Genomic DNA, 22,503 nt, shown 5'->3' with positions numbered 1-22,503 from the left:
TTACTTCTTACCATCAGGGTATTTTTGCTTTAAAGCTCGAACACGTTGGTTTGTTTTTATTATATTTTGAGTAGTAAATGCTAGTTTTTGGCGCACTTGCTTGTAAAAGCTTTTCTCAGCCTTTTTACGACCTTTACCGTTATTATCAATAGTACTTTCTTTATTTGTATCAATTAGAACAGGGTAAGGTTTTAGTCCAAAAATATCTAACTGCATCTCCCACCAATATTGAAAATCGATATCAACAGGTCGTGCCACCTTTTCTGCATGGGCTAACATTTTTTTTGCGCCTGAAAGACTAATAGCATATGCACCCGTTCTAGCTGGTACTTTGTTGTAAACCACTAATTGCCACTGTTGAAAAGGCAACTCAAAAACAGCATGTCGCTTTGCTGGATGTTCCGCTAGTTTTAAACAGTCCCATTCTATTGGCAAATTTGAAAGCTGCTGTACCACAGCGGGAAAACTTTCTGTTAATAAAAAGTCGTCTTCTAAAACAATCGCATACTCGATATTTTGCTTAACAATAATTTCCCAGCAATTCTTGTGACTTAAATAACAACCTAATTCGGCATTTGAAAGCTTCTTATAATAGCCACTAAAATCATCGGCTATAATATTATCGAATTTATTTGGTAAGGGGGATACACCATCAACTGCTTGTATCCTTTGAAACGCAATACTATATTCTCCCAACTGTTTTGCTGAGAAAGCGTATCTATCTGGAGATCTGTCTAAATTAATTAGAAATACTGGTGTCATAGAGTCCGTTGACGTAATAGTTTAAGTTTTTATAAGTAACCACGCTGGGCGAATGATACCGCAGTTCCATCGCCAATAACAAAGTGATCAAGCACTGTTACATCAATTAATGCCAATGCTTCTACTATCTTTTTGGTTATGTATCGATCCGCCTGACTCGGTTCTGGTAAACCTGATGGATGATTATGCGCTAATATAACAGCCGCGGCATTATCTTCTAGGGCTTGCTTCACGATTTCTCTCGGATAAACGGCTGCACTGTTTATGGTGCCGGAAAACATTTCTCGATTAGCAATCAATTGATGTTGAGAATCCAACATTATTACTGAAAAAACCTCTTTTGATTTATCTCGTAAGTGTTGTAGAAGAAATTTGGATGCATCTTCGGCCCTAGTAAAGCTATGTTCTCGCACCATTTGTTCTGTCATTGAACGACGATTAAGTTCAACGCAAGCCTGTAACAGAACATAGCGAGCGATACCAAAGCCCTTGGCTTTTAATAACTTTTGTTTAGGCGCATTGAGTAATTGCCGAATCGAACCAAAAGATGACAAGGCTTCTCTTGCTAAGTTAACCGCATTCGCGTCTTTGGTGCCTGTTTGTATGAATATGGCTAAGAGTTCTGCATCGCTTAATGTACTTGCCCCAAAATGCAGAAGCTTCTCCCGCGGCCGCTCTTGCTCAGGCCAATGCATAATTTTCATGTTTCCTTCCTTGAATAACAATGTTTTAATGATGAAAGAGATTCCGTTCCCTAACCTTTATTGAACCTGATTTAGAAAATTATGCAACTTGTACAAAAGAACGTTTTATTAGGTATCTGCGGCGGCATTGCTGCGTACAAAACACCAGATTTAGTCAGAAAATTAAAAGCGCAAGGAGCAAATGTACGCGTTGTACTGACAGCGTCTGCCAGTCACTTTGTTTCAAGCCTGTCATTACAAGCAGTATCAGGAAACAAAGTTAGCACCAACTTACTTGATGAAGACGCTGAACTTGGAATGGGTCATATCGAATTAGCCAAATGGGCAGATGTTTTTCTAATAGCGCCCGCGACTGCGAATACCATAGCAAAACTAGCAAATGGGTTTGCCGACGATTTGTTAACCACTCTAGCGTTAGCAACAACCGCTCCATTGCTTATCGCTCCAGCGATGAATCAACAAATGTGGGCTGCGCAAGTGACCCAAGAAAATATGCAACGTTTGCTTGATAGAAAAGCCCTTCAATTAGGTCCTGCATCAGGAGAGCAAGCTTGTGGCGACGTAGGATTCGGTCGCATGCTTGAACCTGATGAGATAGTGCAATCTGTGGTGAGTTTTGTTGGTTTACAAGAATCACCTTCAAACGAACTATCTGGAATCAAAATTATGATTACCGCTGGGCCAACGCGCGAAATCATAGATCCAGTGAGATATATCAGCAACCATAGCTCAGGTAAGATGGGCTATGCGCTGGCAGAGGCGGCAGCTCAGATGGGGGCAGAAGTAACCTTAGTATCAGGTCCGGTAAATATCCAACCGCCGGAAAACGTAAATACGCTTAACGTCATCACAGCGCAAGACATGCTAGCACGGGTTAATGACAGCATAGAGCAACAAGATATTTTTATTGCTTGTGCGGCAGTGGCTGACTACCGCGTTGAATCTGTGAGCGATGAAAAAATCAAAAAGAAATCTGATGACCCCATGCAACTTACCTTGATTCAAAATCCAGATATTTTAAAAACGGTTGCAGGCCGAAAAAATCCGCCTTTTACTTTAGGCTTTGCGGCGGAAACTCAGAATGTTAAAGATTATGCAAAAGATAAGCTGCGCCGAAAAAAACTGAATATGATTGCAGCAAATGATGTATCTAACCCAGAATTAGGCTTTAATTCTGATGAAAATGCGCTTATAGTTTTAACTGCTGACAATGAGTACCAATTAAAACAACAAAGTAAGCGCTCACTTGCTGGCAAGCTATTGAATCTTGTTTATCAAGAATACAAACATTATAAAGAACAACTTATATAAGAAGTAGGGAACAAGCTATGCCCGCAACAAAAAAGCCTAATCGCAAGGCGCAAATCTTACAAGCATTAGCTGGCATGTTAGAAACTAACAATGGACAACGTATTACCACGGCTAAGTTAGCCGAAGAAGTAGGCGTTTCAGAAGCTGCTCTTTATCGTCACTTTCCCTCAAAAGCTCGCATGTTTGAAGGATTAATTGAATTTATTGAAGAAACTATTTTCTCTCGTATAAATAAAATTATTGCTGAAGAAAAAGACGCAGCCAACCGCTGCCAATTGATTTTACATTTATTACTTGGATTTGCTGAGAAAAATCCCGGAATTACGCGTATCCTAAATGGAGATGCATTGACCGGTGAACAAGAACGTTTGAGAGAGCGTGTAGCTCAGTTATTCGATCGTGTCGAAGTACAAATTAAGCAGGTTTTACGAGAAAGAAAACTAAGAGAAGGTAAAGAGGCCGTTATCAATGAAGCCGTTTTAGCCAATATTCTAGTTTGTTTTGTCGATGGACGTATTAATCAATTTATTCGCAGCAAATTCAATCGTAAGCCGACTCACGAATTTGGTGAGCATTGGATGGCGTTTAAAACTAAGTATTTCTAAACTATAAAAAAGGCGTTTTGATAAAATCTCAAAAACGCCTTTTTATTATCAATACCTTTATTCTTGAACAAACACCTTACCAAAGGTCTTTCCAAAGAAACTCTCTTTATACCAAGCAGGTCTTGCTTCTTGTTGGGCAAGCTCCAGACCGATTTCAAAATTTACTTGAGCAAAGGTTTTCGCCGCAGGCCACACAAAGGCTTGGCTGAGATCGTCTGAAGGGCGATGATAATTAGTTTTCAGGAAATTACTCAATACCTTATCACCCTCAATGCCTGGGGTTTTTGACTCTATTCCCGTTACCAAAAAGACCGCTGGAATGCCTTGTTTTACAAAGGCGTAATGATCTGAACGAGTAAACAAATTCAATTCTGGCCATGGATCTGGGCTAAGGCTAATGCCAGCATTTGCTACTGCATTTTCTACAGATTTACCCATGGTACTGTGCGCAGCACCAAAAGCAATAACGTCAGCTGATTCATAAGTTAGTAGCGGCATGTCTAAATTCACATTGGCTACCATCTCACCCTCAACACTTGGGTTTTGTGCATAATAATCAGCACCTAACAGACCTTTTTCTTCCCCTGTTACCGCCAAGAACAAAATTGAACGTTTGGGCGCTTCAGCTAGGGTTGAAAACATACGCGCAGTTTCCATCAATACTGAAGTACCTGTGGCATTATCCATAGCGCCATTATTAATACGATCTTTTTCAACCGATTTTGAAATACCGATATGATCATAGTGCGCAGTAAACACTACAAACTCATCTGCCAATTCAGGATCTGAACCTGGCAACACACCAGCCACATTTGGGCTAGTTAAATCTTCATGGGTCGACTGATAAGATAACTCCATTGTAACGGGCAATTCAAAACCTACAGGTACTTCATCATTTTCTAATTGCGCATAAACTTGTTCTAAGTCTTTGCCGGCATTTTCAAATAATTTCTTCGCCGTGGGCATACTTAAATATGCAGAGGCTTGAATTTCTGGATGCACATTGCCGGGGATTCCATCTTCGCCAATCCAACGCATTCTTGGTGTATGAATATAATTCAATGACGTCTGATAGGGACGAACTTTTTCACCGGCAGGGGTTTGCAATGTGATGATACCAATTGCACCGCGCTCAACCGCGTATTTAGACTTCTGACTTCCCGATGCTACGTGAGCACCTTCTTCAGACGGAAAAGAGGCAGGTTTGCCTGACAGCATAACAACAACTTTATCTTCAACATCTAAATCGGCATAGTCATTATGCTCAAATTCAGGCGCCACAATACCATAGCCAACGAAGACCAGTTCAGCATTTACTTTTGAATCCACTCTAGCGGCACTTGGACCAACAATATAGTCACTCGGATAGTCCAATGCTAAGGTTTGTTCGCCACTGAAAGTAAGTGAAGGTGACTCTTGGACAAGTAAAGCTTTGCGAAAGGTGACTCGCTGAAAAAACGAATCATTCCCAGCGCCAGGGGTTAATCCATATTTTTTAAATTCACTGGCAATATAAAGCGCTGCCAACTCAGCACCTCTAGAGCCTGTATCTCGACCTTCCAGTAAATCATCGGCCAAGAAGTTCATGTGGCCTTTTATATTTTCAATGTTTGGAGTAGGTGATGAAATTGCTGGGTTGCTTTGGTTTGAAGGCTGTGTAGATGTGCAGCCTAGGATGCTAGTAACAGCAACTAGCGTTATAATAAACTTCTGTCTCACGTATTAGTTCTCTTGTTGTTATTTAACTATCAATTTATACCATAAATAGGGTCATATTTGATCGCTTTCCTACAATTTACCTAAAATCTATCCAATCAGGACAGAATAGTAAGGTGTGAAAAAACTACTCTTATAAATGAAAACCGTGTAAACCATTCTAGTCGCCCCCATCAATAAAAACATAACCAGTTGAAATTTATAGTATTAATTTGTGGCCTCTGTTTTGCTAAATGGAATTCAATATGCAAAATAGGAGACTTATCGTGGCCAATAAAGTTAAAACAATTAATCCAACGACAGAACAAACGGTTGCTGAATATACTCTAGCTACAGAGCAAGAAGCAAACGAAGCAGTTGATGCTGCACACCAAGCCTTTTTAGAGTGGAAAAAAACTGACTTTGATGAACGAAAGAGGCTAATGAATAACTTAGCTGATGAAATTGAAAAGCAATCTGACACTATTCTCAATTTAATGGTAAAAGAAATGGGAAAAGTTGTAGAACAAGGCAAGCAAGAAATTGAACTCTGTGCCGCTATTTGTCGTTACACGGCAGACCAAGGAGCTTCTGTATTGAAGGACGAAGATCGAGAATATGAAGGCGGTTCCGCTATAATTACATTTCAGCCGATCGGTGTCATATTAGGTATTCAACCTTGGAACTTTCCTCTATATCAAGTCATTCGTTACAGTGCAGCTAATATTATGGCAGGAAATACAACTGTCATGAAACACTCGCAAAATGTTTTCGGCATGGCCGAACTCATTACAAAATTATATCAGGACGCGGGTTTTCCAAAACATGTCTACCATTCGTTACTTATAGACGGTAAAACTGCTAGCGCGCTTATTCAACACGATAAGGTACGAGGTGTTACCTTCACAGGTAGCGATGAAGTAGGTAAATCAGTAGCGGAAACGGCTGCTGGTCTATCTAAAAAAACTGTCTTAGAATTGGGGAGCAACGACGCCTATGTGGTGTTGTCAGACGCTGATATTAAAACCGCGGTAGAGGCTTGTGTGCAGGGACGTATTGTGAATAACGGAGAGACTTGTGTAGCTGCAAAACGTTTTATCATTTCCGCTTCAGTCTATGACGAATTTAAACAACAATTTTTAAGTGCTTTTAAAGCGCTGAAAGTTGGAGACCCAGAGGCTAAAGATACTGATCTCGGCCCAATGGCTCGTGAAGATTTAAGAGATAAACTTCATAACCAAGTGAAAGAATCTATAGATAGTGGCGCTAATCTTTTACTAGGAGGGGAAATTCCTGATACTACAGGGTGGTTTTATCCCGTCACGGTATTAGAAAATATAAAACCAGGTATGCCAGCATACGATGATGAGCTGTTTGGCCCGGTTGCTTCACTGATCAAAGCTGAAAGTGACGCAGACGCTATGCGCATCGCTAACGATTCACGTTATGGACTTGGTGGAGGTATCTTCACTAAGGATAAGAAGAAGGCGATAAAACTTGCTCGAGACGAGTTTGACACTGGCATGGTGAACATTAATGGCTATTCTTTGGCTCAACCAAATCTGCCTTTTGGTGGTGTGAAAAACAGTGGGTATGGCCGAGAACATGGTGGTTTTGGGATGCGAGAGTTTGTCAATGAGAAGACTATTTTTATTGCTGATTAACTAGAGCTAAAAATTTCTCAAAGTAGTAACCTACGCGCTTGGTGCCTCACCAAGCGTTTTTTATTGTATGATGGTGTAACAATCAAATACCCAAATTCTACTTGTTTTTAAATGTGTTAAGGCGTATAAGAATATTCATTCTTGAATGATGCTATTGGTTGCTGGAGATAACATGTCACAAAAACCTAAGTATCAGCTTGAGCTAGTCTTAGACTACGCGCTCCCAGTTGTACTTGAACGAGGCTTTGCAGGCTGTAATATGCAAACCTTGCTCGAAAAAACGGGCTTTAATCGCCGTGCCTTTTATCAACACTTTGATACCAAAATACGCTTTTTCGAAGCCTTGGTCGCCCACTACATTGAGCACAAACTCAATCCGCTGTTTTCTCAGTTTAGTACAGGAAGCTCAGTTTATCAGTCAATATCGAGTTATTTTAATGCTTATGAAAAGGTCATAACTCCCAATGGTTGCTTGCTCGTCAAAATGCTCATGGAAGTAGGACATCAAAGCGAAACTATTCAAGGTCTTGGGCGCCACTTCTACGATAACCTAACTCAACAGTTAATCGGCACATTAGAAAAAGCGCAAATTTCTGGCGAACTTAGCCCACAACTAAACGTGGAAAAAGAAGCCTTACAATTAACTTTTCTTACTCAAAGTTTTGCTGTCTCAGCCAACTTAAAACAAGGTAAAGAAGATATTCATACCTTGATTCAAGCGCTATTCGAATCACCCGCAACTTCGATTTGACCTCGTATATTGTGATCTTTTTATAGCAAAAGACGTGGAGAAGTAATAGCCAAATTTAAAAGCTAGGTAATCATGGTAGTTATGGCATGGGGGGAGTTACACCTAATTTTAAAAGCTTCGAAATCATGGATGATTTCGTAGAGCGCCCATGGATGGGTTCACAGCGTCTTTTAAAATTAGGTGTAACTCCCCCCATGCCATAAGACTCGATTGAAAGAATGAATAAATAACCTATCAAGCCTTGAAAGCCTATGAAATAACGCCATTTATAGGCTATTCTATACATTAATAAATCGGTATTAGACGGTTAGAGGTTATCGGTTGTATGAGTCAAAAATCTCCTATTTATAAAGTACAATTTATCAGTAATGGACAACGCTACGAAGTTTTTGTGAAGGAGCTGACTACCAGTTCAATCTTTGGATTTATTGAAATTGGCGATTTTGTGTGGAATAACCACACAGAAATTGTGCTGGATCCCAGTCATGAGAAACTAAAAGACGAATTTGCAGATGTAGAAAGAACTTTTGTGCCAATGCACAATGTTTTGCGTATAGATCAGGTAGCGAAACAAGGAAGCGCGAAAATCACGCAGCTTTCTGATAAAGTAACCGCAATTAATTCGCCCATCTACACCCCAAAAAAATAATTCTTAAAGGCAGGTAACATGAAGATGAAAGGACTTAAGAAGTTGTCCATGGTTAGTACTCTAGTGCTTTTACTGGTGAGTACACACCAAGCACTTGCCACCACAGCTTCGGAAAATTTAAGCCAACTACTGGATGAAATTTGGTCTTATGAAGTTTCTCAGTTTCCTAACTTAGCAAGAGCAGAAGGTGTCGCGTCAGATTCCTATTTTACCGATATTACTATGCCGGCAATGAGCGCTCGCAACCTGAAGTTCAAAACTTTTCTACAACAACTGGACGAAATAGAAAGCGATCAGCTCACAGACGATGAAAATATATCGGTATACATGCAAAAATATCGATTACAGAACTATGTTGATCAATTTGAGTTTCATGAATATCGAGTCCCAATAACGTCTGAATATGGTTTTCACAGCAGTATTGCCTCATCAATTTCGAATTTCTCTATAAAAAACCAAGAAGGCCTAAACAACTTCATCAAGATGCTATCTGCAGTACCTGTTCAGTTCGAACACAATATTGCTTACATGAAGCAGGGAATTGCCCACGCTCATGTACAACCAAAAGCCGTGTTAGTGGGTTACGAAGACACCATCACTCCTTATTTTGATAAGAAGTTTAAGCAACATCCATTTTATGCCCCGGTTAAAAATAGCCAACTTACCTTAACCGATAAGCAAACAGAGCAGCTAAAGCAGGCAATCAATGCTGCTTCGGGTGCTTATAAAAATTTCTACGACTTTTTCGTCAACACCTATAAACCGTCGGCTAAAGACGATATAGCAGCGAAAACCTGGCCTCAGGGTGAAGAATTTTATAACAACAGAATTCGTTATTACACCACCACGGATTTGAGCGCTGAAGAAATTCACCAAATGGGCTTAAAAGAAGTCGCTCGTATCCGCGCGGAAATGCAAGGTATTGTGGATGAATTAGAATTTGATGGTGATATTAATGCCTTTATTAATTATCTTAGAACAAGCCCATTGTTTTATGCAGAAACGCCCGAAGAGCTCATAATTAATGCGTCTTATATTGCGAAAAAAATTGATGCCAAATTACCTAAGCTGTTTTATAAATTACCTCGCACACCTTATGGCGTTGAAGCAGTACCAGATAGCATAGCGCCTAAGTACACAACAGGTCGCTATATTTCTCCCCGTCGTGACGATCAGCCAGGTTATTATTGGGTCAATACCTATGCTTTAGATAAACGCCCATTGTACGCCTTGCCTGCACTCACTTTACATGAAGCTGTACCGGGCCATCACTTACAAATTTCACTGGCTGCCGAAATGGATCATCTACCAAAAGTCCGGCGTAATACTTATATCTCTGCGTTCGGAGAAGGTTGGGGTTTATATGCTGAATACTTGGGCATAGAAGTAGGTATGTACGAAGATCCCCACGACGATTTCGGACGATTAAGTTATGAGATGTGGAGAGCCTGCCGATTAGTGGTTGATACAGGAATGCATTTATATGGTTGGTCTCGCGAAAAAGCATTAAATTACATGATGGAAAATACTGCGTTGAGTGAACATAATGTGCGCACAGAGATAGACCGTTATATTTCGTGGCCAGCTCAAGCCCTGTCTTACAAAATTGGGGAATTAAAAATCAAAGAATTGCGCGCAAAAGCAGAACAAGCATTAGGTGATAAGTTTGATTTGAGAGCATTTCACGATAAAGTGCTTGCAAGTGGCTCTATTCCTCTATCAATTTTAGAAAACAACATTAATACATTTATAGCGACAGAACTAGAGGAGTAAATAACCTTTGATTTGTGTTATGCCGTTTAACCCTGAAATGCAGAATTTTAATTACTTAGAAAACAAGGATGTAGAATGAAGAAATTTTTCCTCGCACTTTTACTTTTAGTCGTAGTTATTGGTCTCGTGGGACCAAAATTTGCGGGTAACTCATTTAACAATCAACTAGATTACTTTGCTGAAAAGCTCAGCGAACAACCTTTTTATAAAGCTAGCATAGAAGACCGCGAGCAGGGCTGGTTTTCAACCTCAGCCTCTTTAGTAATTAGCTTAGATATGGGTGAGCTAGCCGGCTCGATGAACAGTGCAGACCAAGACGCATTGTCTTTTACTGTTCCAATAAAAGCTCAACATGGCCCTGTTTTGACCCAATCTGGACTAGGCTTAGGCTGGGTAGATTGGCAAGTGAATCTGACATTATCTGAGCCCAGTGAAAATCTTGAATTGCCAGAGGGTAACGCCTTTATTTATTCTGCTGAAGGTATCTATGGTTTACTTGGGACTACCTCATACAGTGACTTGGTTCCAGCATTAACTTACACAGATCCAGAGAGCGGACTGACGTTTTCAACCACCGGCTGGCAAGGAAATGCTCGTTTAACAACGGATACCTTCGATTACGAAAGTGACCAAGCATCTTCTTTCGAGGTATCGGTTTTTGGTACTAAAGTAGCGTCTGTTGAAAATATGACCGTCAAATCAGACATTGAAGCAGGTCTCATGCAGACATGGGAACAATCCTTATATAATGGTGTGGCTACAATTAGCATCGGCACCATGAGCTTTGTGAACCCAAGCACCAGTGAAGAAACTAGACTGGACAATGTAGTTATGGATCTAGATAGCGATTATGATACGTCAACCGAGTTGGGTGATATTTTAATTTCAACTAAAATCGCTAGTTTTGTAAACAGTACCTTTACCATGCAAGACCTGCAGCTTGACTACGCTATTAATAATTTGCAAAGAAGCTTTTTTAAAGCCTATCAGAAAATGTCTGAAGATATTATCGACTCTCCAGAGCAAGCAGACGTGATAATGCAGGCATTTTTACAAGATTCCGTACTTGAGCAGCTGCAAGCAAACCCAGAATTGAATCTACCCCAAATTAAAGGGGTAATTAACGAATCTAAATTTGATGGTTATGCAAACTCAAAACTTGTGGATGTTCAAGCTTTACCCGATACCTTAGATGACCCAGCGTTTTGGGCTGAGCATGCAGTTGTTGATGCTAAGTTGTTAGTTGAAGAGGGTGCAGCTCTGTTCATTGCAGAGATGACCCTAAGAAGTCAACTTCGTGCTAATCCTCAATTCTCCCAAATGAGTGAGGAAGATAAAAACGCCATAGTGGCGCAGCAATCTCAGGCTACAATTGAAGCCTTAGTGCAACAAGGTCTGCTGACCAAGATAGATGAAGGTTATGAATTCACCTTCACCATGGAAAATGCACAAGCGATGCTAAACGGTAATCCTATGCCGTTGCCTTTTTAGGTTATAACCAACCTTTTTGACGAGCAATTCGAGCAGCTTCAACGCGATTTTTGGCGTTAAGTTTGCTCGAAGCATTAGATAAGTAATTTCTAACAGTGCCCGAAGAAAGAAAGAGCTGATCAGCTATTGCCTGAGTAGAAAGTCCATCAGCCGCTAGTTTTAACACTTGTCGTTCTTTATCTGAAAGTGGGTCTATTTGATCATAGGCATCGACAATTAGTTCAGGGTCTATGACCTTTCGACCTGAATGAATTTTTCGAATGGCGCCGGCAAGTTGGTCACTTGGCGAATCTTTTAACATGTAGCCTTTCACGCCAACTTCCATCGCACGCTTTAAATATCCAGCACGGGAAAACGTGGTTAATATCATCACATTAACTCTTAGCTCTAACTGCTGGATCTCTCTGGCGACATCTAATCCTGTCATTTTAGGCATTTCAATATCCGTCAGTAACACATCCGGCTGTAAACTTTTTACCAATTGTAAGGCTTCAGCGCCATCTTTAGCCCTTCCAATCACGTTGATATCTTCTTCCAAGGTCAAAATTGACGCTAATGCGCCTAGCAACATATTTTGGTCTTCTGCAATTACAACTCGAATCTCAGACATGGTAGGGCACCTCGATTTGCAATTTAACTCCATTGTCAATATTCACTGAAAACTCTCCATTTAAGCTTTCAACACGTTCTTTGATACCCGTAAGTCCGTTACCATAGGATAGATCTTGAGCGTTACCATTATCCTGAATATAGAACATCAGATGTTGGTCTTTACTATTAAGCAAGACTCTGACAATAGAAGCTTCTGAATGACGACAAATGTTAGTCATTGCTTCTTTCAAAATATAGGCAAAAGCATGATTAATATGGTCGGGTAAATCTAGCTGTGGAATATCTGATTGAAATTCCAATTCTGCGGCCTCACACAAATACTTAGCAGCGGTAAGTTCATTTTCCAAAGTGGTAGTTCTGTAACCTGAAACTGCTTCTCTCACCTGACTCAATGCTTGACGACTCTCATTCTCTATATCAGCTAATTCACTCTCCGCTTTTTGCACATCTATTTTAAGTAGTTTTTGTGCCAGTTCAGCTTTTCTGGTTATCAAAGAAAAAGTATGCCCGATGAGGTCATGTAGATCTCTTGCAATGCGTTCACGCTCTGCAATGGTGGCCAATTGCTGTATTTCTTGTTGCGATTTTTTAATGATAAAGTTTTTGCGCGCGGTATCCGCAAAATAGATATTGGTCCCACCGACTAATAGTGCGAAAAACATGGCAGGCGCATAAAAAACTAATGGTAGTTGAAAAATTAGAGCATAAAGTCCAATGCCTACAATGATTAATAGGACACCGGTAAAGCCGTGTTTAGCGTTTGGAAACTGAGCACAAAAAGAGGCTGCGTACACCATAAAAACACTAGCACCTAGATTAATAAATACACATAAAGCACCAATTAAGAAAAAAGCGAGAATATGCAGAGCTAAAGCAAGTCCTTGACGACGGTAGGCTGAAAAATACAGAACTAAAAATACCAAGGTTGCAAGGATAGATAGAATGAGCTCTGGAGGACTTGGTAACTTGAAGAAAAAATTAAAATAATACAACGCCAAGTATAATAACCAGACGTAAGGCAAGAAGCCAAGTTGCCGCCTAGGCGGCAGCAACCATTGGTGGATTCGGTGTAAAAATCCCATCTACCTAGAATCCCTGTTTGTTAAAAATGTTGACTGTAGATACTGAGTATTTCATATGTTGTGTCCTTAGGCTATTGCTTGCTTTTTAAATGCCCGAGTGGCTAACAATAAAAAGACGATGCTCATAATTAACAACACTCCTGCATGAATATAGACTGAGTATCCCAAATGAAACTCTTGAATTGCCAAGGTTAACTGGGCCAAATGAAAAGTCGGCAGTGCCCACGCAAATGACTGCATCCAATCAGGAAAAATACTGATGGGGACCCACAATCCAGAAATGATCGACATGGGTAAATAAATTAAGTTAACTATTGCAGGCGCTGCTTGCCCTTTTACCGTTAAACCTAACCAAAGTCCCAACGCGCAAAACGGTAAACTACCTAGCAATAAACTTATTAATGTCAGGCCCCACTCCATGCTCGTCATATTGACGTTTCCAAATAAAGCACCAAGGGTAAACAGCTCCAAGATGATAATTAATCCAAATAACAATGATGCAATAATTTTGGCAAAAAAGTAGGCACCTATGGGCATAGCGCTGCATTGCTTTAATGCTAACCACCCTTGGTCTTTTTCTATGGCTACACCGACGCCAAACGAGAATAGTGCAGGACCTATTACGCCAAAGACTCCATAAGTCGCTAACATATATGCTGGCATCTGGCCGTCTAAACCATCGCGATTAAATATCAGTCCAAAAAATACATAAAACATGACCGGAAAGACTAAGCTTGGAAGAGTAAATGCTGGTACCCTAAAGGTTTTCAGCAATTCTGATTTTGCCTCCAGATAGTATATTTTGATTATTTTTGCATATGGCATCTTCACTTCATTAGATACTAGCGTGCTCATACGGCCTCCTTAATATTGTCTAGTTGATGCTCAGGTGTGGAATTGGATGACATCTGTAAAAATGCATCTTCTAGTGAAACTTGAGAAACAGTAAGGTCATGTAGCTCTATCTTCTGTGCAAATAAGTAACCTAGTGTGTCTTCGGCACATTGACTGACCAGCTCAACAAACTGCCCCCTTGATTGAACTTGGGTAATGCCTGCTATGCCAGTGTGAAAATCTTGCATGGATGAAGTTTTAAACCGAATGACTTTACCGCCCATTTTATTTTTTAAGGAATCGCAGGTACCTTCATGTAAAAGCTTACCTTGCGACAATAAATAGGCTTTTTCGGCAAGTGCGTCGGCTTCTTCCAAATAATGTGTGGTGAGTAATACACTGGTTCCGTGCTGGGCAAGTTCTCTGATACATTGCCAGAATTGGCGTCTAGCTTGCACATCAAGTCCAACCGTCGGTTCGTCTAAAAGCACCACTTGCGGATTTCCACAGATTGCCAATGCAAAAAATAATCGTTGTTGCTGTCCGCCAGATAATGCTTTGAATCTGCGTTTACGCAAGTCCGTTAAACCCGCGATATTTAATATTTGAGCCAAAGGAAGAGGGTTTAAGTAATAACTACTAAACAACACTATGTGCTCTTCAATGGTCAGGGTTTCAGGCATTTTCGCCGATTGCAAAATGGTACCAATACGTTGTCTTGCGGGAAGACTTCCGGGCTTGTATCCAGCAATACTGATATTACCGCTGTCGGGTGTTAATCGACCCAATAGATGATTGATTAGAGTAGTTTTTCCAGCGCCATTGGCACCCAACAAGGCAATAATTTCGCCTTGGTTAATAGTCAAACTGACATCGCAAAGTGCATCCAGTTTTCCGAATTTTTTCGATACATTTGAGACCTGTATCAATGGGGTTTGTTCTGACATAGTGCCTCCTATTGTTGAGTATATTGTGTCGGAGGCGTTGCATTCTATGTAGAAACAAATGTCACAACTTTGATGTGACATTTGTCACTTTGTTTTTTAGCTACCAGGTAAAGTCACCACTACCTGATTAATTAAAATCTTATCATCAGTGCCTGAAGTTAAGGGGCCATTAAATTGAATTGATACACGTTCGATCAAGGCTAGGCTACCGTTTCCATCATCCACAGGTGCAAATGTAAAGGTATTCGTACCTGCAATTAAGGCTTCTTGAGGACCGTATATTCGGGTGTAATTTGGCGCTCCGGTTTGCACGTATCCCTGTGCACTCAGCCCTCCATCAATTTGAGCTTGGGTTACAGTAATGCTGTATTCAATACTGGCACCGGTATAGTCGGTTAACGCTATTTGGCCAATGATATTTTGCGTATTTGCCGACCAGTCTGGCGTCACTTCCAAAGCCTGCTCAGCAGCATTATGGGCGGTTGTTGCAGTGGTCCCATAATCTGCCCTGAATCCTTGAGCGTCATTTACGAAATCGTAAGTGATTATGATGGGATCTGGTTCACCATCCACAGGCACCACCAAATCTAGTAAGCGGCTGACATGGTCATCCACTTTCACTTGTACCAATAGATGATTTTCACCTGACTCTAAGGTGCCAGCTACCGTGACAGTGCCAGTAGCGGCATCTATTGCAAAGGCTTGTGAACCGTCGCCACCAAGTAATGACCACTCCACACTTGCTTCGGCATCTATGTCTGCGCCATTTGGACCCGTTGCCGTTAAGGTTACAACTTCAGTTCCTTCACTAGTGTCTTGTGCCAAGATTGTAATGGCACCAGGAGCAACTATTTCAGGTTCTAGCCCCCTTACATAGCTATTTAACCAAACGAGTGCAGGTTTCTCCGAATCATCTTCTCGCACTAAGGCTGCACCTTGTTCATCTCGCCACAAGCCCGGACGATAGCCCCAAAGAGTGATACCTTTTACCGACGGATGCTCCCAGAAAATTGGGAAAATGCGTTGATATTCCTGAAGTTGTGTTAGCTCGGTCGGCCCATCTATATCAAGTTCAGCGATGTAAATATCGAGTGCTGTTGCGGCTAGGGTCTCTAAGTTAGTTTGCATTTGTGCACTGGTACCTGAAAGTGAAAATGCATGGGCTTGAAAGGCGATGGAATCGATTAGTTCACGATCTTTTAATAGCATCGCTAGCTCTGCTAGTTTCGCAGTTCTACTTGGTGAGTTGATCACATTGTATTCATTAATCATCAAGTTAGCAGTAGCAGGGAAGGTATTTCTGGCCATCTGAAATGCATTAATTATCCAATCAAATTCTGCTGCTTTAGCTTCGGCGTCTGATTGTGTTAATCCATCCGCTAAATAGGCATCCACTAATTCTGTGGTTGTTTCGGGGGCAAATAGCCTTAACGCATCAATATAATTTGGACCATCATTTTCAGCATTCGGTGGATCATTATCAAACTCATTTACAACTTCAATATAATCGAGTTCTGGGTATCTTTCATTGACCGCATCAAACCATTCTTGGATCTCTACAAGCTGCTCTGCGGTTGGTAAATCTCGTATCCAGTTAGGTTGCTGGTTTCCCCAAACTAGCACGTGCATTTTAAATGGGTATCCATTGTCTTTTGCAAGCTCGTATGCTTCATCTAAGTTATCCCAAGCAAAGGCATCCCTTGTGGCTTCTGTACTCCCCCATTTACCCGCATTTTCTGGTGTTACCTGATTAAAGTAATCAGAAAAATTCACTGCCTGATTACCACAGCACACACTGCCAAGGAACTTGTCTTGGCCTTCCGCCATTGGACCTTCTTCAGGCGGTGGTGGAGGTGACGGCGGTGGTGGAGGCGGTGGCGGTTCAGGTGGCGGTGGTACTGTTACCTCTGGTATAGGTTGTGTTCCATTTCTATTATCGCAGCCCGCTAGCAGAACTAACGAAGCTGTTAAAGCGGTATACGCAAGTATTTTTTGCAGCTGATGTGTCGCTAATCTCATCGGTTGTCATGCCTCTTTAAGGTTTGAAAAGTATAAATTCAGGCCTTTTAAACTAGTCAAAAATCTTTTTATATTGCTCATTTTGCGCCCTTGAGCAGAGTGAATACTAAGCCCATAGAAAATAAATAAAATTACTAAATTTACTTTTTAAATAATTTTTTAACAAATAATTAACCTTGGTGATTTTTCTAAAAATCACTTATATTCACATAACTTTAAAAATAATATTCAGTAAATTCATTTAGTTATAGATTAGGTTTGAATTCTATCGAGGACTTCTATTGATCAATTAAGTAAAATATTTATACTGTATTTATATACAGTATTTAAGGTTGCTTATGAATCCTATTTTGCATGAACTACAAAACAAGCAATGGGTTTGGTCAGCCACTTGTGCTAAGCAACAAGAACAACAAAAAAAACGCTCGACCACCGGCTTTGCTTCTTTTGACAATATTCTCTCGTCTGGATTTCCAGATACGGGCATGGTGCACATTGGCTCCCGACAAGGTAGTGGTGAGCTAAGCTTCTTGCTATACATACTGGGTCATCAATTAGATACAAAAGATGCTAGGTTTTGGGTATTTATTGCTCCTCCGGGACATATTAATGCCGAATTTTTATTGGCCAACAATGTTGACCTTGAGCATTTGTTCATTATTCACAATGCCTCCTGTGAAGATGCTTTGTGGAGCGCTGAACAATGCGCTAAAAGTGGTGCTTGTGCCAATGTGTTTGTATGGCAAAAAAATCTATCTCAAGTGCAAGTAAGAAAATTAGAAGTGGCCGCTCAACGAGGGCGTTGCCGTTGTTTTTGGTTTGATTATAGCCAACAACTACAGCAAAACTTGCCTTTAACCTTGTCGTTATCTTTGCAACGTCAACAAGATTGGATTCAGGTGGGTATCAATAAGCAAAAAGCAGGATGGGCGAAGACACCGGTAAAAATTCCATTTCCTTTGCGTTGTAAAAAGTCGATCAGATACACCTCATCTGAATCAGCTAATCTGCAACACAATGTTGTTAATCTACACAATTAAGCGCTCGGGGATAAGATGCAATTTGATACCCAATCTTTATGGTTGTATTTGCATTTTCCAATGCTGCAACTGAATGTACTTGAGCAGTCTCAGGTATCAGAAACACAAGATATTGATAAACCTAGGGCCATTTATCAAAGTACCAATAATCAAATTGTGCAAGTCAATCAAGCGGCCTTTAATCAAGGGATTCGTATAGGCATGGGATTGGCGAAAGCCAGTTTATTATTCAGTGATTTAGCCTTGCATGAATACATGCCTGAAATAGAAGAAAATACCATTCAACAACTGGCTCAAAGCCTTTATTTAATTACCTCAGATATTGCGCTTTCACCACCATCAGGGATCATTTTACGCGCTCAAAATATGTTGCATTTGTATGGCGATTTGAAGAGCTATTGGCGCATTATTAGTTATTGTCTTGGGCAACATGGTTATGACTATCAAGCTGCCAGCGCTTATTCCATTCAATCGGCAAAGCTATTAGCTCTACAAGGCAAAACCCTCATTACAGAAGAGCGAAAAGCCATTCAGCAACAGCTTGAGAAGTGCACGATTTCGCTTTCTGAAATAGATGCTAAAGATGTTGAAAAACTCGCTCGCATTGGCGTACATACGGTAAAAGAGTTACAAAAATTACCTGCGGCAGAATTGGCCAATCGCGTCAGTCGATACAGTATGAACGTGATCAATGAATTACGCGGCCACTCACCTGCAAAAGTGCGTTTCTTCCAACCCGCCACAGAATTTCAAGATTTTATTGAGTTAATTTATGAGATCGAAGATCTGCAAAAACTCTTACCCGTGCTCGCTCGCAGTTTGAGTAAATTGGAACATTTTTTATATGTCCGTAATGCCAGATGCATGAGTATTGCGCTGGATTTATTGCAGCGAGAAGAAAGCCCTTTGAAATTGGAGTTTAATAGTGCACTACCCATTTATCGGAGTAGTGATTGGCTCGAGATTATTGGACTAAAACTTGAACGCACAGCGTTATCTGCACCTGTCTATGGTGTCGAGTTGTATTGTGTCAATTATGAAATAACTCCCGTTCCCAATGACGATATGTTTGCCCAAAAATCTTACCATATTGAAGGTCTTTCGCTGATTTCAAGACTCATTAGTAAGCTCGGGGAAGATAAGGTTAAAAGCCTTAGTTATCACGCAGATTTTAGACCTGAGAAATGCAGTCAGCTATCTCCTGTCGGCCACAAAAGAAATAAGCAACCATCCACCGCTTATGCTGATCGTCCTGGCATTTTACTTCCACAACCTCAGCTACTAACCCATCAAATATCCATCATAAAAGGACCAGAAAGAATTATTAGTGGTTGGTGGGACGAGCAACAAATACAGCGTGATTATTTTGTTGGTCAAGATGCTCAAGGGCAGCAAGTATGGGTATACAAAACGCCAGACAATCAATGGTTCTTGCATGGCTACTTTGTCTGATAACCCACAACAACTAAGCTTTGCTGAGCTAGTTTGCCAAACTAATTTTTCTTTTTTACAAGCGGCTTCGCATCCTGAAGAACTGGTGCGTCAGGCGTATTTTTTAGGATACCAGGCCATTGCGATTACCGATGAGTGCTCCATGGCTGGGGTGGTTCGCGCGTACACCGAAATCCGTAATAACCATTTACCTATCAAATTGATTGTCGGCAGTAAATTTGTGCTCAACCAACAAACAATGGTCCTCATTTGTCCAAACCGCCAAGCTTATAGTGAATGTTGCCGAATCATCACCAACGCTCGCCGACGAGCGGAAAAAGGTGAATATCAGCTATCCGAATGGGATTTAAAAACCATTAAGCACTGCTTTTGCCTTTGGTTACCCAATGAATCTCCCCAAAATAATAACCTTGAATGGGGGGAGTCACTAAAAAAGCACTTTAAAGAACGTTTATTCTTATGTGTAAAACGCTGGCTAACCGCCAACGAAGAAGATTATATAGTAGCATGTCAAACCCTCGCCAATGCACTATCATTGGATATAGTAGCAAGCTCTGCGGCCTTAATGCATGATCCTTCTCGACTCTCATTATTACAATGCTTACAAGCCATTCATCAAGGATGCACAGTAAGCGAACTCGGCAGAAATACATTAGCAAATGCCGAAGCATGTTTACGCCCGCTAAATAAACTCAATCGCATATTCCCTGCCAATTGGCTAGTAAATGCTAGTCTATTAGCCACTGCTTGTGATTTTTGTTTATCTGAGCTGGCTTATGAGTATCCTGCAGAGGTTGTCGCAGATAAGATGACACCTTCCGAATACCTCAGGCAACTAGTTGAAGAAGGGATAAAAAAGCGCTTTGCAGAAGGATTACCAACCGACGTCCGTGCAACCATAGAAAAAGAACTCAGGTTAATTAAAGAGCAATCTTATGAGCACTTTTTTCTCACCATATATGACATCGTACAATTCGCCAAGGCAAAGGGTATTTTATATCAAGGCCGTGGTTCTGCTGCCAACTCAGTTGTTTGTTACTGCTTAGAAATTACTGCGGTTGACCCGCGCCAAATAGACGTGTTATTTGAACGTTTTATCTCTAAAGAACGCAATGAACCGCCAGACATAGACGTAGACTTTGAACATGAAAGGCGCGAAGAAGTTATTCAATATATCTATCAAAAGTACGGGCGTCAGCGCACAGCACTAACCGCCACAGTTGTATGTTATAGATTCAAAAGTGCCTTGCGCGAAGTAGGTAAAAGCTTAGGGGTTAATCAGGTCGATTTAGATTTCTTTATCAAAAACGTTAATCGTAGAGATCGGGCAATTAGTTGGCAATCGCAACTTTGTGAACTCGGGTTAGATCCTATGTCGACTCAAGCTAAACACTTCGTTACCTTGGTAGAGCAGCTTGTTGGTTTTCCTCGTCATCTTTCTCAACATGTTGGCGGTTTTATTATTTCGGCAGGTCCTTTGTATGAACTGGTCCCCATTGAAAACGCAGCCATGCACGAACGTACCGTAATTCAATGGGATAAAGATGATCTGGAAAGTCTAAAACTTCTTAAGGTGGATGTACTAGCACTGGGAATGTTAACGGCAATACGCAAAAGTTTTGATTTATTGCGCCGGCATTATGAACAGGATTGCAGTATTCCATTCATTACTAAATTGGGGGACGACAAACAGGTATATGCTCGTGTACAGCGAGCGGATACAGTGGGTGTATTCCAAATTGAATCACGAGCGCAAATGTCTATGTTGCCTCGGCTAAAACCAAGCTGCTATTACGATCTTGTGGTACAGATTGCCATTGTCAGACCAGGACCTATTCAAGGTGATATGGTGCATCCATACCTATTAAGGCGAGATGGTAAAGAAGTCATCAATTATCCATCTAAAGCTGTTGAAAAAGTATTAGCTCGCACCATGGGCGTACCTATATTTCAAGAGCAAGTCATTGCCTTGGCCATGGTAGCAGCCGGTTTTTCAGGTGGGGAAGCCGACCAACTGAGAAGAGCCATGGCCAGTTGGAAGAAAAATGGTGAGCTTACCAAATTTCGTGCAAAACTGGTCACCGGCATGACCGAAAGAGGGTACTCAGCAGAATATGCAGAGCGTATTTTTGAGCAAATTACAGGTTTCGGGGAATATGGGTTTCCTGAGTCTCACTCAGCATCCTTTGCTGTTTTAGCTTATGTATCTGCTTGGTTAAAGCATTACTACCCAGCCGTATTTTATATCGGATTGATGAATAGCCTACCGATGGGATTTTATACGCCGGCGCAAATTGTACAAGACGCCAAACGACATAATATCTCTGTGTTACCTTGTTGTATTCAGCAGTCTGAATATGATCATAAATTAGTGCCCCATAAAAAAGCCTATGGCATACGCCTCGGGATGCGTTTAGTAAAAGGTCTAAAGCAAAGCTCGGTAGAAAAAATACTGTCTTACCGAGAAAAAAATGTCATTTATTCCATTCAGCAAGTACGCAATTTAGATATTCCTATCAATTGCTTACAGGCACTGGCAAGTGCAAATGCGTTTAGCAGTATCAGCGATAATCGATTTGCTAGTCGCTGGGAATTACTTGATGACAGGGGCAACTTACCTCTATTCAAACAAGGGAATAAAGTAGCCTCTAAGCCACAAGCCTATTTACGTCAACCCAGTTTATTTGATGATCTGATAGAAGATTATGCCAGTGTCGGTTTATCTATTAATCAACATCCCATTTCCTTGCTAGCCAATGCTGACTTGTTACCTAGATTTACTACCGCGAATCAGTTGCACAAGCTACCTCATAAATCCTTGGTATCTGTTATCGGTGTTGTTTCCTGCAAACAAAGTCCAGGCACTGCCGCTGGAGTCACTTTTATTACATTAGAAGATCACACTGGCAATACAAACGTTATTATCTGGCAAGCGTCAGCTCGTGCACAAAAGGCGGCTTATTTAAATGCCAAAATTTTACAAGTGAAAGGAATATTGGAACGAGGAGATGGCGGGGTTACTCATGTTATCGCCGGTCGACTAATCGATCTGACCCATCTATTAAAAACCCTCGATAGTAAATCCAGAGACTTTAAATAGCCTGCAGATTTG

Annotated in this window: 18 protein-coding genes; 10 read left to right on the top strand and 8 right to left on the bottom strand. The window is 40.9% G+C overall.

Annotated elements, in window-relative coordinates; all coding sequences use genetic code 11:
- Complete coding sequence (locus ACNKW3_RS02765; RefSeq protein WP_427397738.1) at nt 1-762, bottom strand: glycosyltransferase family 25 protein; 762 nt, start codon at nt 760-762, stop codon at nt 1-3.
- A gap of 29 nt (nt 763-791) precedes the next feature.
- Nucleotides 792-1,466 carry a RadC family protein gene (gene radC / locus ACNKW3_RS02760; RefSeq protein ID WP_427397737.1) on the bottom strand — a complete coding sequence of 225 codons (675 nt, stop codon included), beginning with the start codon at nt 1,464-1,466 and terminating at the stop codon, nt 792-794.
- A gap of 81 nt (nt 1,467-1,547) precedes the next feature.
- Between radC and coaBC the strand changes: the two genes are divergently transcribed.
- Nucleotides 1,548-2,777 (top strand): bifunctional phosphopantothenoylcysteine decarboxylase/phosphopantothenate--cysteine ligase CoaBC, encoded by a 1,230-nt coding sequence (gene coaBC / locus ACNKW3_RS02755; protein ID WP_427397736.1) that lies wholly within the window; start codon nt 1,548-1,550, stop codon nt 2,775-2,777.
- A gap of 17 nt (nt 2,778-2,794) precedes the next feature.
- Complete coding sequence (gene slmA / locus ACNKW3_RS02750) at nt 2,795-3,382, top strand: nucleoid occlusion factor SlmA (protein ID WP_427397735.1); 588 nt, start codon at nt 2,795-2,797, stop codon at nt 3,380-3,382.
- 57 nt (nt 3,383-3,439) lie between these two features.
- Here the strand turns inward: slmA and ACNKW3_RS02745 are convergent, their stop codons facing one another.
- Nucleotides 3,440-5,101 carry a M28 family metallopeptidase gene (locus ACNKW3_RS02745; protein ID WP_427397734.1) on the bottom strand — a complete coding sequence of 554 codons (1,662 nt, stop codon included), beginning with the start codon at nt 5,099-5,101 and terminating at the stop codon, nt 3,440-3,442.
- 263 nt (nt 5,102-5,364) lie between these two features.
- Here ACNKW3_RS02745 and ACNKW3_RS02740 point away from each other — a divergent pair, with 263 nt between their 5' ends.
- The 5 genes from ACNKW3_RS02740 (at nt 5,365) to ACNKW3_RS02720 (ending at nt 11,405) form a co-directional block, all read left to right on the top strand.
- Nucleotides 5,365-6,741 (top strand): NAD-dependent succinate-semialdehyde dehydrogenase, encoded by a 1,377-nt coding sequence (locus ACNKW3_RS02740; protein WP_427397733.1) that lies wholly within the window; start codon nt 5,365-5,367, stop codon nt 6,739-6,741.
- A 172-nt stretch (nt 6,742-6,913) separates the two neighbouring features.
- Entirely contained in the window at nt 6,914-7,492 is a 579-nt protein-coding gene (locus ACNKW3_RS02735; RefSeq protein ID WP_427397732.1) for a TetR/AcrR family transcriptional regulator, read from the top strand.
- Nucleotides 7,493-7,817: 325 nt separating this feature from the next.
- Nucleotides 7,818-8,141 (top strand): DUF1820 family protein, encoded by a 324-nt coding sequence (locus ACNKW3_RS02730; protein ID WP_427397731.1) that lies wholly within the window; start codon nt 7,818-7,820, stop codon nt 8,139-8,141.
- A 24-nt stretch (nt 8,142-8,165) separates the two neighbouring features.
- Nucleotides 8,166-9,914 carry a DUF885 domain-containing protein gene (locus ACNKW3_RS02725; RefSeq protein ID WP_427397730.1) on the top strand — a complete coding sequence of 583 codons (1,749 nt, stop codon included), beginning with the start codon at nt 8,166-8,168 and terminating at the stop codon, nt 9,912-9,914.
- A 75-nt stretch (nt 9,915-9,989) separates the two neighbouring features.
- A complete protein-coding gene (locus ACNKW3_RS02720; RefSeq protein ID WP_427397729.1) occupies nt 9,990-11,405 on the top strand; it encodes a YdgA family protein in 1,416 nt (471 codons plus the stop codon).
- A gap of 1 nt (nt 11,406) precedes the next feature.
- On the opposite strand, the gene ACNKW3_RS02715 is transcribed toward ACNKW3_RS02720, so the two are convergent.
- The 5 genes from ACNKW3_RS02715 to ACNKW3_RS02695 all read right to left on the bottom strand — a co-directional run bounded on the left by ACNKW3_RS02715 (nt 11,407) and on the right by ACNKW3_RS02695 (nt 16,899).
- Nucleotides 11,407-12,015, bottom strand: coding sequence for a response regulator (locus tag ACNKW3_RS02715; protein ID WP_427397728.1), 609 nt, complete (start codon nt 12,013-12,015; stop codon nt 11,407-11,409).
- Nucleotides 12,008-13,099 (bottom strand): histidine kinase, encoded by a 1,092-nt coding sequence (locus ACNKW3_RS02710; protein WP_427397727.1) that lies wholly within the window; start codon nt 13,097-13,099, stop codon nt 12,008-12,010. The genes ACNKW3_RS02715 and ACNKW3_RS02710 overlap by 8 nt, the downstream gene beginning before the upstream one ends.
- Nucleotides 13,100-13,165: 66 nt before the next feature.
- On the bottom strand, nt 13,166-13,954 hold the full coding sequence (locus tag ACNKW3_RS02705; RefSeq protein WP_427397726.1) for an ABC transporter permease: 789 nt from the start codon (nt 13,952-13,954) through the stop codon (nt 13,166-13,168).
- Nucleotides 13,951-14,880 carry an ABC transporter ATP-binding protein gene (locus ACNKW3_RS02700; RefSeq protein ID WP_427397725.1) on the bottom strand — a complete coding sequence of 310 codons (930 nt, stop codon included), beginning with the start codon at nt 14,878-14,880 and terminating at the stop codon, nt 13,951-13,953. Before ACNKW3_RS02700 ends, ACNKW3_RS02705 begins: the two co-directional genes overlap by 4 nt.
- A 96-nt stretch (nt 14,881-14,976) precedes the next feature.
- Nucleotides 14,977-16,899 (bottom strand): endo-1,4-beta-xylanase, encoded by a 1,923-nt coding sequence (locus tag ACNKW3_RS02695; RefSeq protein WP_427397724.1) that lies wholly within the window; start codon nt 16,897-16,899, stop codon nt 14,977-14,979.
- A gap of 338 nt (nt 16,900-17,237) precedes the next feature.
- On the opposite strand from ACNKW3_RS02695, the gene imuA reads away from it, so the two are divergent.
- From imuA to ACNKW3_RS02680, 3 genes are read left to right on the top strand one after another with little or no spacing between them, the layout of a single operon-like run.
- Nucleotides 17,238-17,939 (top strand): translesion DNA synthesis-associated protein ImuA, encoded by a 702-nt coding sequence (gene imuA / locus ACNKW3_RS02690; RefSeq protein WP_427397723.1) that lies wholly within the window; start codon nt 17,238-17,240, stop codon nt 17,937-17,939.
- 15 nt (nt 17,940-17,954) lie between these two features.
- Nucleotides 17,955-19,391 carry a Y-family DNA polymerase gene (locus ACNKW3_RS02685; protein WP_427397722.1) on the top strand — a complete coding sequence of 479 codons (1,437 nt, stop codon included), beginning with the start codon at nt 17,955-17,957 and terminating at the stop codon, nt 19,389-19,391.
- Entirely contained in the window at nt 19,375-22,491 is a 3,117-nt protein-coding gene (locus tag ACNKW3_RS02680; RefSeq protein WP_427397721.1) for an error-prone DNA polymerase, read from the top strand. The genes ACNKW3_RS02685 and ACNKW3_RS02680 overlap by 17 nt, the downstream gene beginning before the upstream one ends.
- Nucleotides 22,492-22,503 lie beyond the last annotated feature (12 nt).

Origin of the sequence: Glaciecola sp. 1036, assembly GCF_050306235.1 — a bacterium.
In the GTDB taxonomy this organism is placed as follows: domain Bacteria; phylum Pseudomonadota; class Gammaproteobacteria; order Enterobacterales; family Alteromonadaceae; genus Glaciecola.
Note: the sequence above shows the minus strand (reverse complement) of the source record. Positions and strands in the feature narration are given on the sequence as shown.

Coding starts and splice junctions, on each gene's coding strand:
- ACNKW3_RS02765 (WP_427397738.1), bottom strand. CDS start 762: ATGACACCAGTATTTCTAATTAATTTAGACAGATCTCCAGATAGATAC.
- radC (WP_427397737.1), bottom strand. CDS start 1,466: ATGAAAATTATGCATTGGCCTGAGCAAGAGCGGCCGCGGGAGAAGCTT.
- coaBC (WP_427397736.1), top strand. CDS start 1,548: ATGCAACTTGTACAAAAGAACGTTTTATTAGGTATCTGCGGCGGCATT.
- slmA (WP_427397735.1), top strand. CDS start 2,795: ATGCCCGCAACAAAAAAGCCTAATCGCAAGGCGCAAATCTTACAAGCA.
- ACNKW3_RS02735 (WP_427397732.1), top strand. CDS start 6,914: ATGTCACAAAAACCTAAGTATCAGCTTGAGCTAGTCTTAGACTACGCG.
- ACNKW3_RS02730 (WP_427397731.1), top strand. CDS start 7,818: ATGAGTCAAAAATCTCCTATTTATAAAGTACAATTTATCAGTAATGGA.
- ACNKW3_RS02725 (WP_427397730.1), top strand. CDS start 8,166: ATGAAAGGACTTAAGAAGTTGTCCATGGTTAGTACTCTAGTGCTTTTA.
- ACNKW3_RS02720 (WP_427397729.1), top strand. CDS start 9,990: ATGAAGAAATTTTTCCTCGCACTTTTACTTTTAGTCGTAGTTATTGGT.
- ACNKW3_RS02715 (WP_427397728.1), bottom strand. CDS start 12,015: ATGTCTGAGATTCGAGTTGTAATTGCAGAAGACCAAAATATGTTGCTA.
- ACNKW3_RS02710 (WP_427397727.1), bottom strand. CDS start 13,099: ATGGGATTTTTACACCGAATCCACCAATGGTTGCTGCCGCCTAGGCGG.
- ACNKW3_RS02705 (WP_427397726.1), bottom strand. CDS start 13,954: ATGAGCACGCTAGTATCTAATGAAGTGAAGATGCCATATGCAAAAATA.
- ACNKW3_RS02700 (WP_427397725.1), bottom strand. CDS start 14,880: ATGTCAGAACAAACCCCATTGATACAGGTCTCAAATGTATCGAAAAAA.
- ACNKW3_RS02695 (WP_427397724.1), bottom strand. CDS start 16,899: ATGAGATTAGCGACACATCAGCTGCAAAAAATACTTGCGTATACCGCT.
- imuA (WP_427397723.1), top strand. CDS start 17,238: ATGAATCCTATTTTGCATGAACTACAAAACAAGCAATGGGTTTGGTCA.
- ACNKW3_RS02685 (WP_427397722.1), top strand. CDS start 17,955: ATGCAATTTGATACCCAATCTTTATGGTTGTATTTGCATTTTCCAATG.
- ACNKW3_RS02680 (WP_427397721.1), top strand. CDS start 19,375: ATGGCTACTTTGTCTGATAACCCACAACAACTAAGCTTTGCTGAGCTA.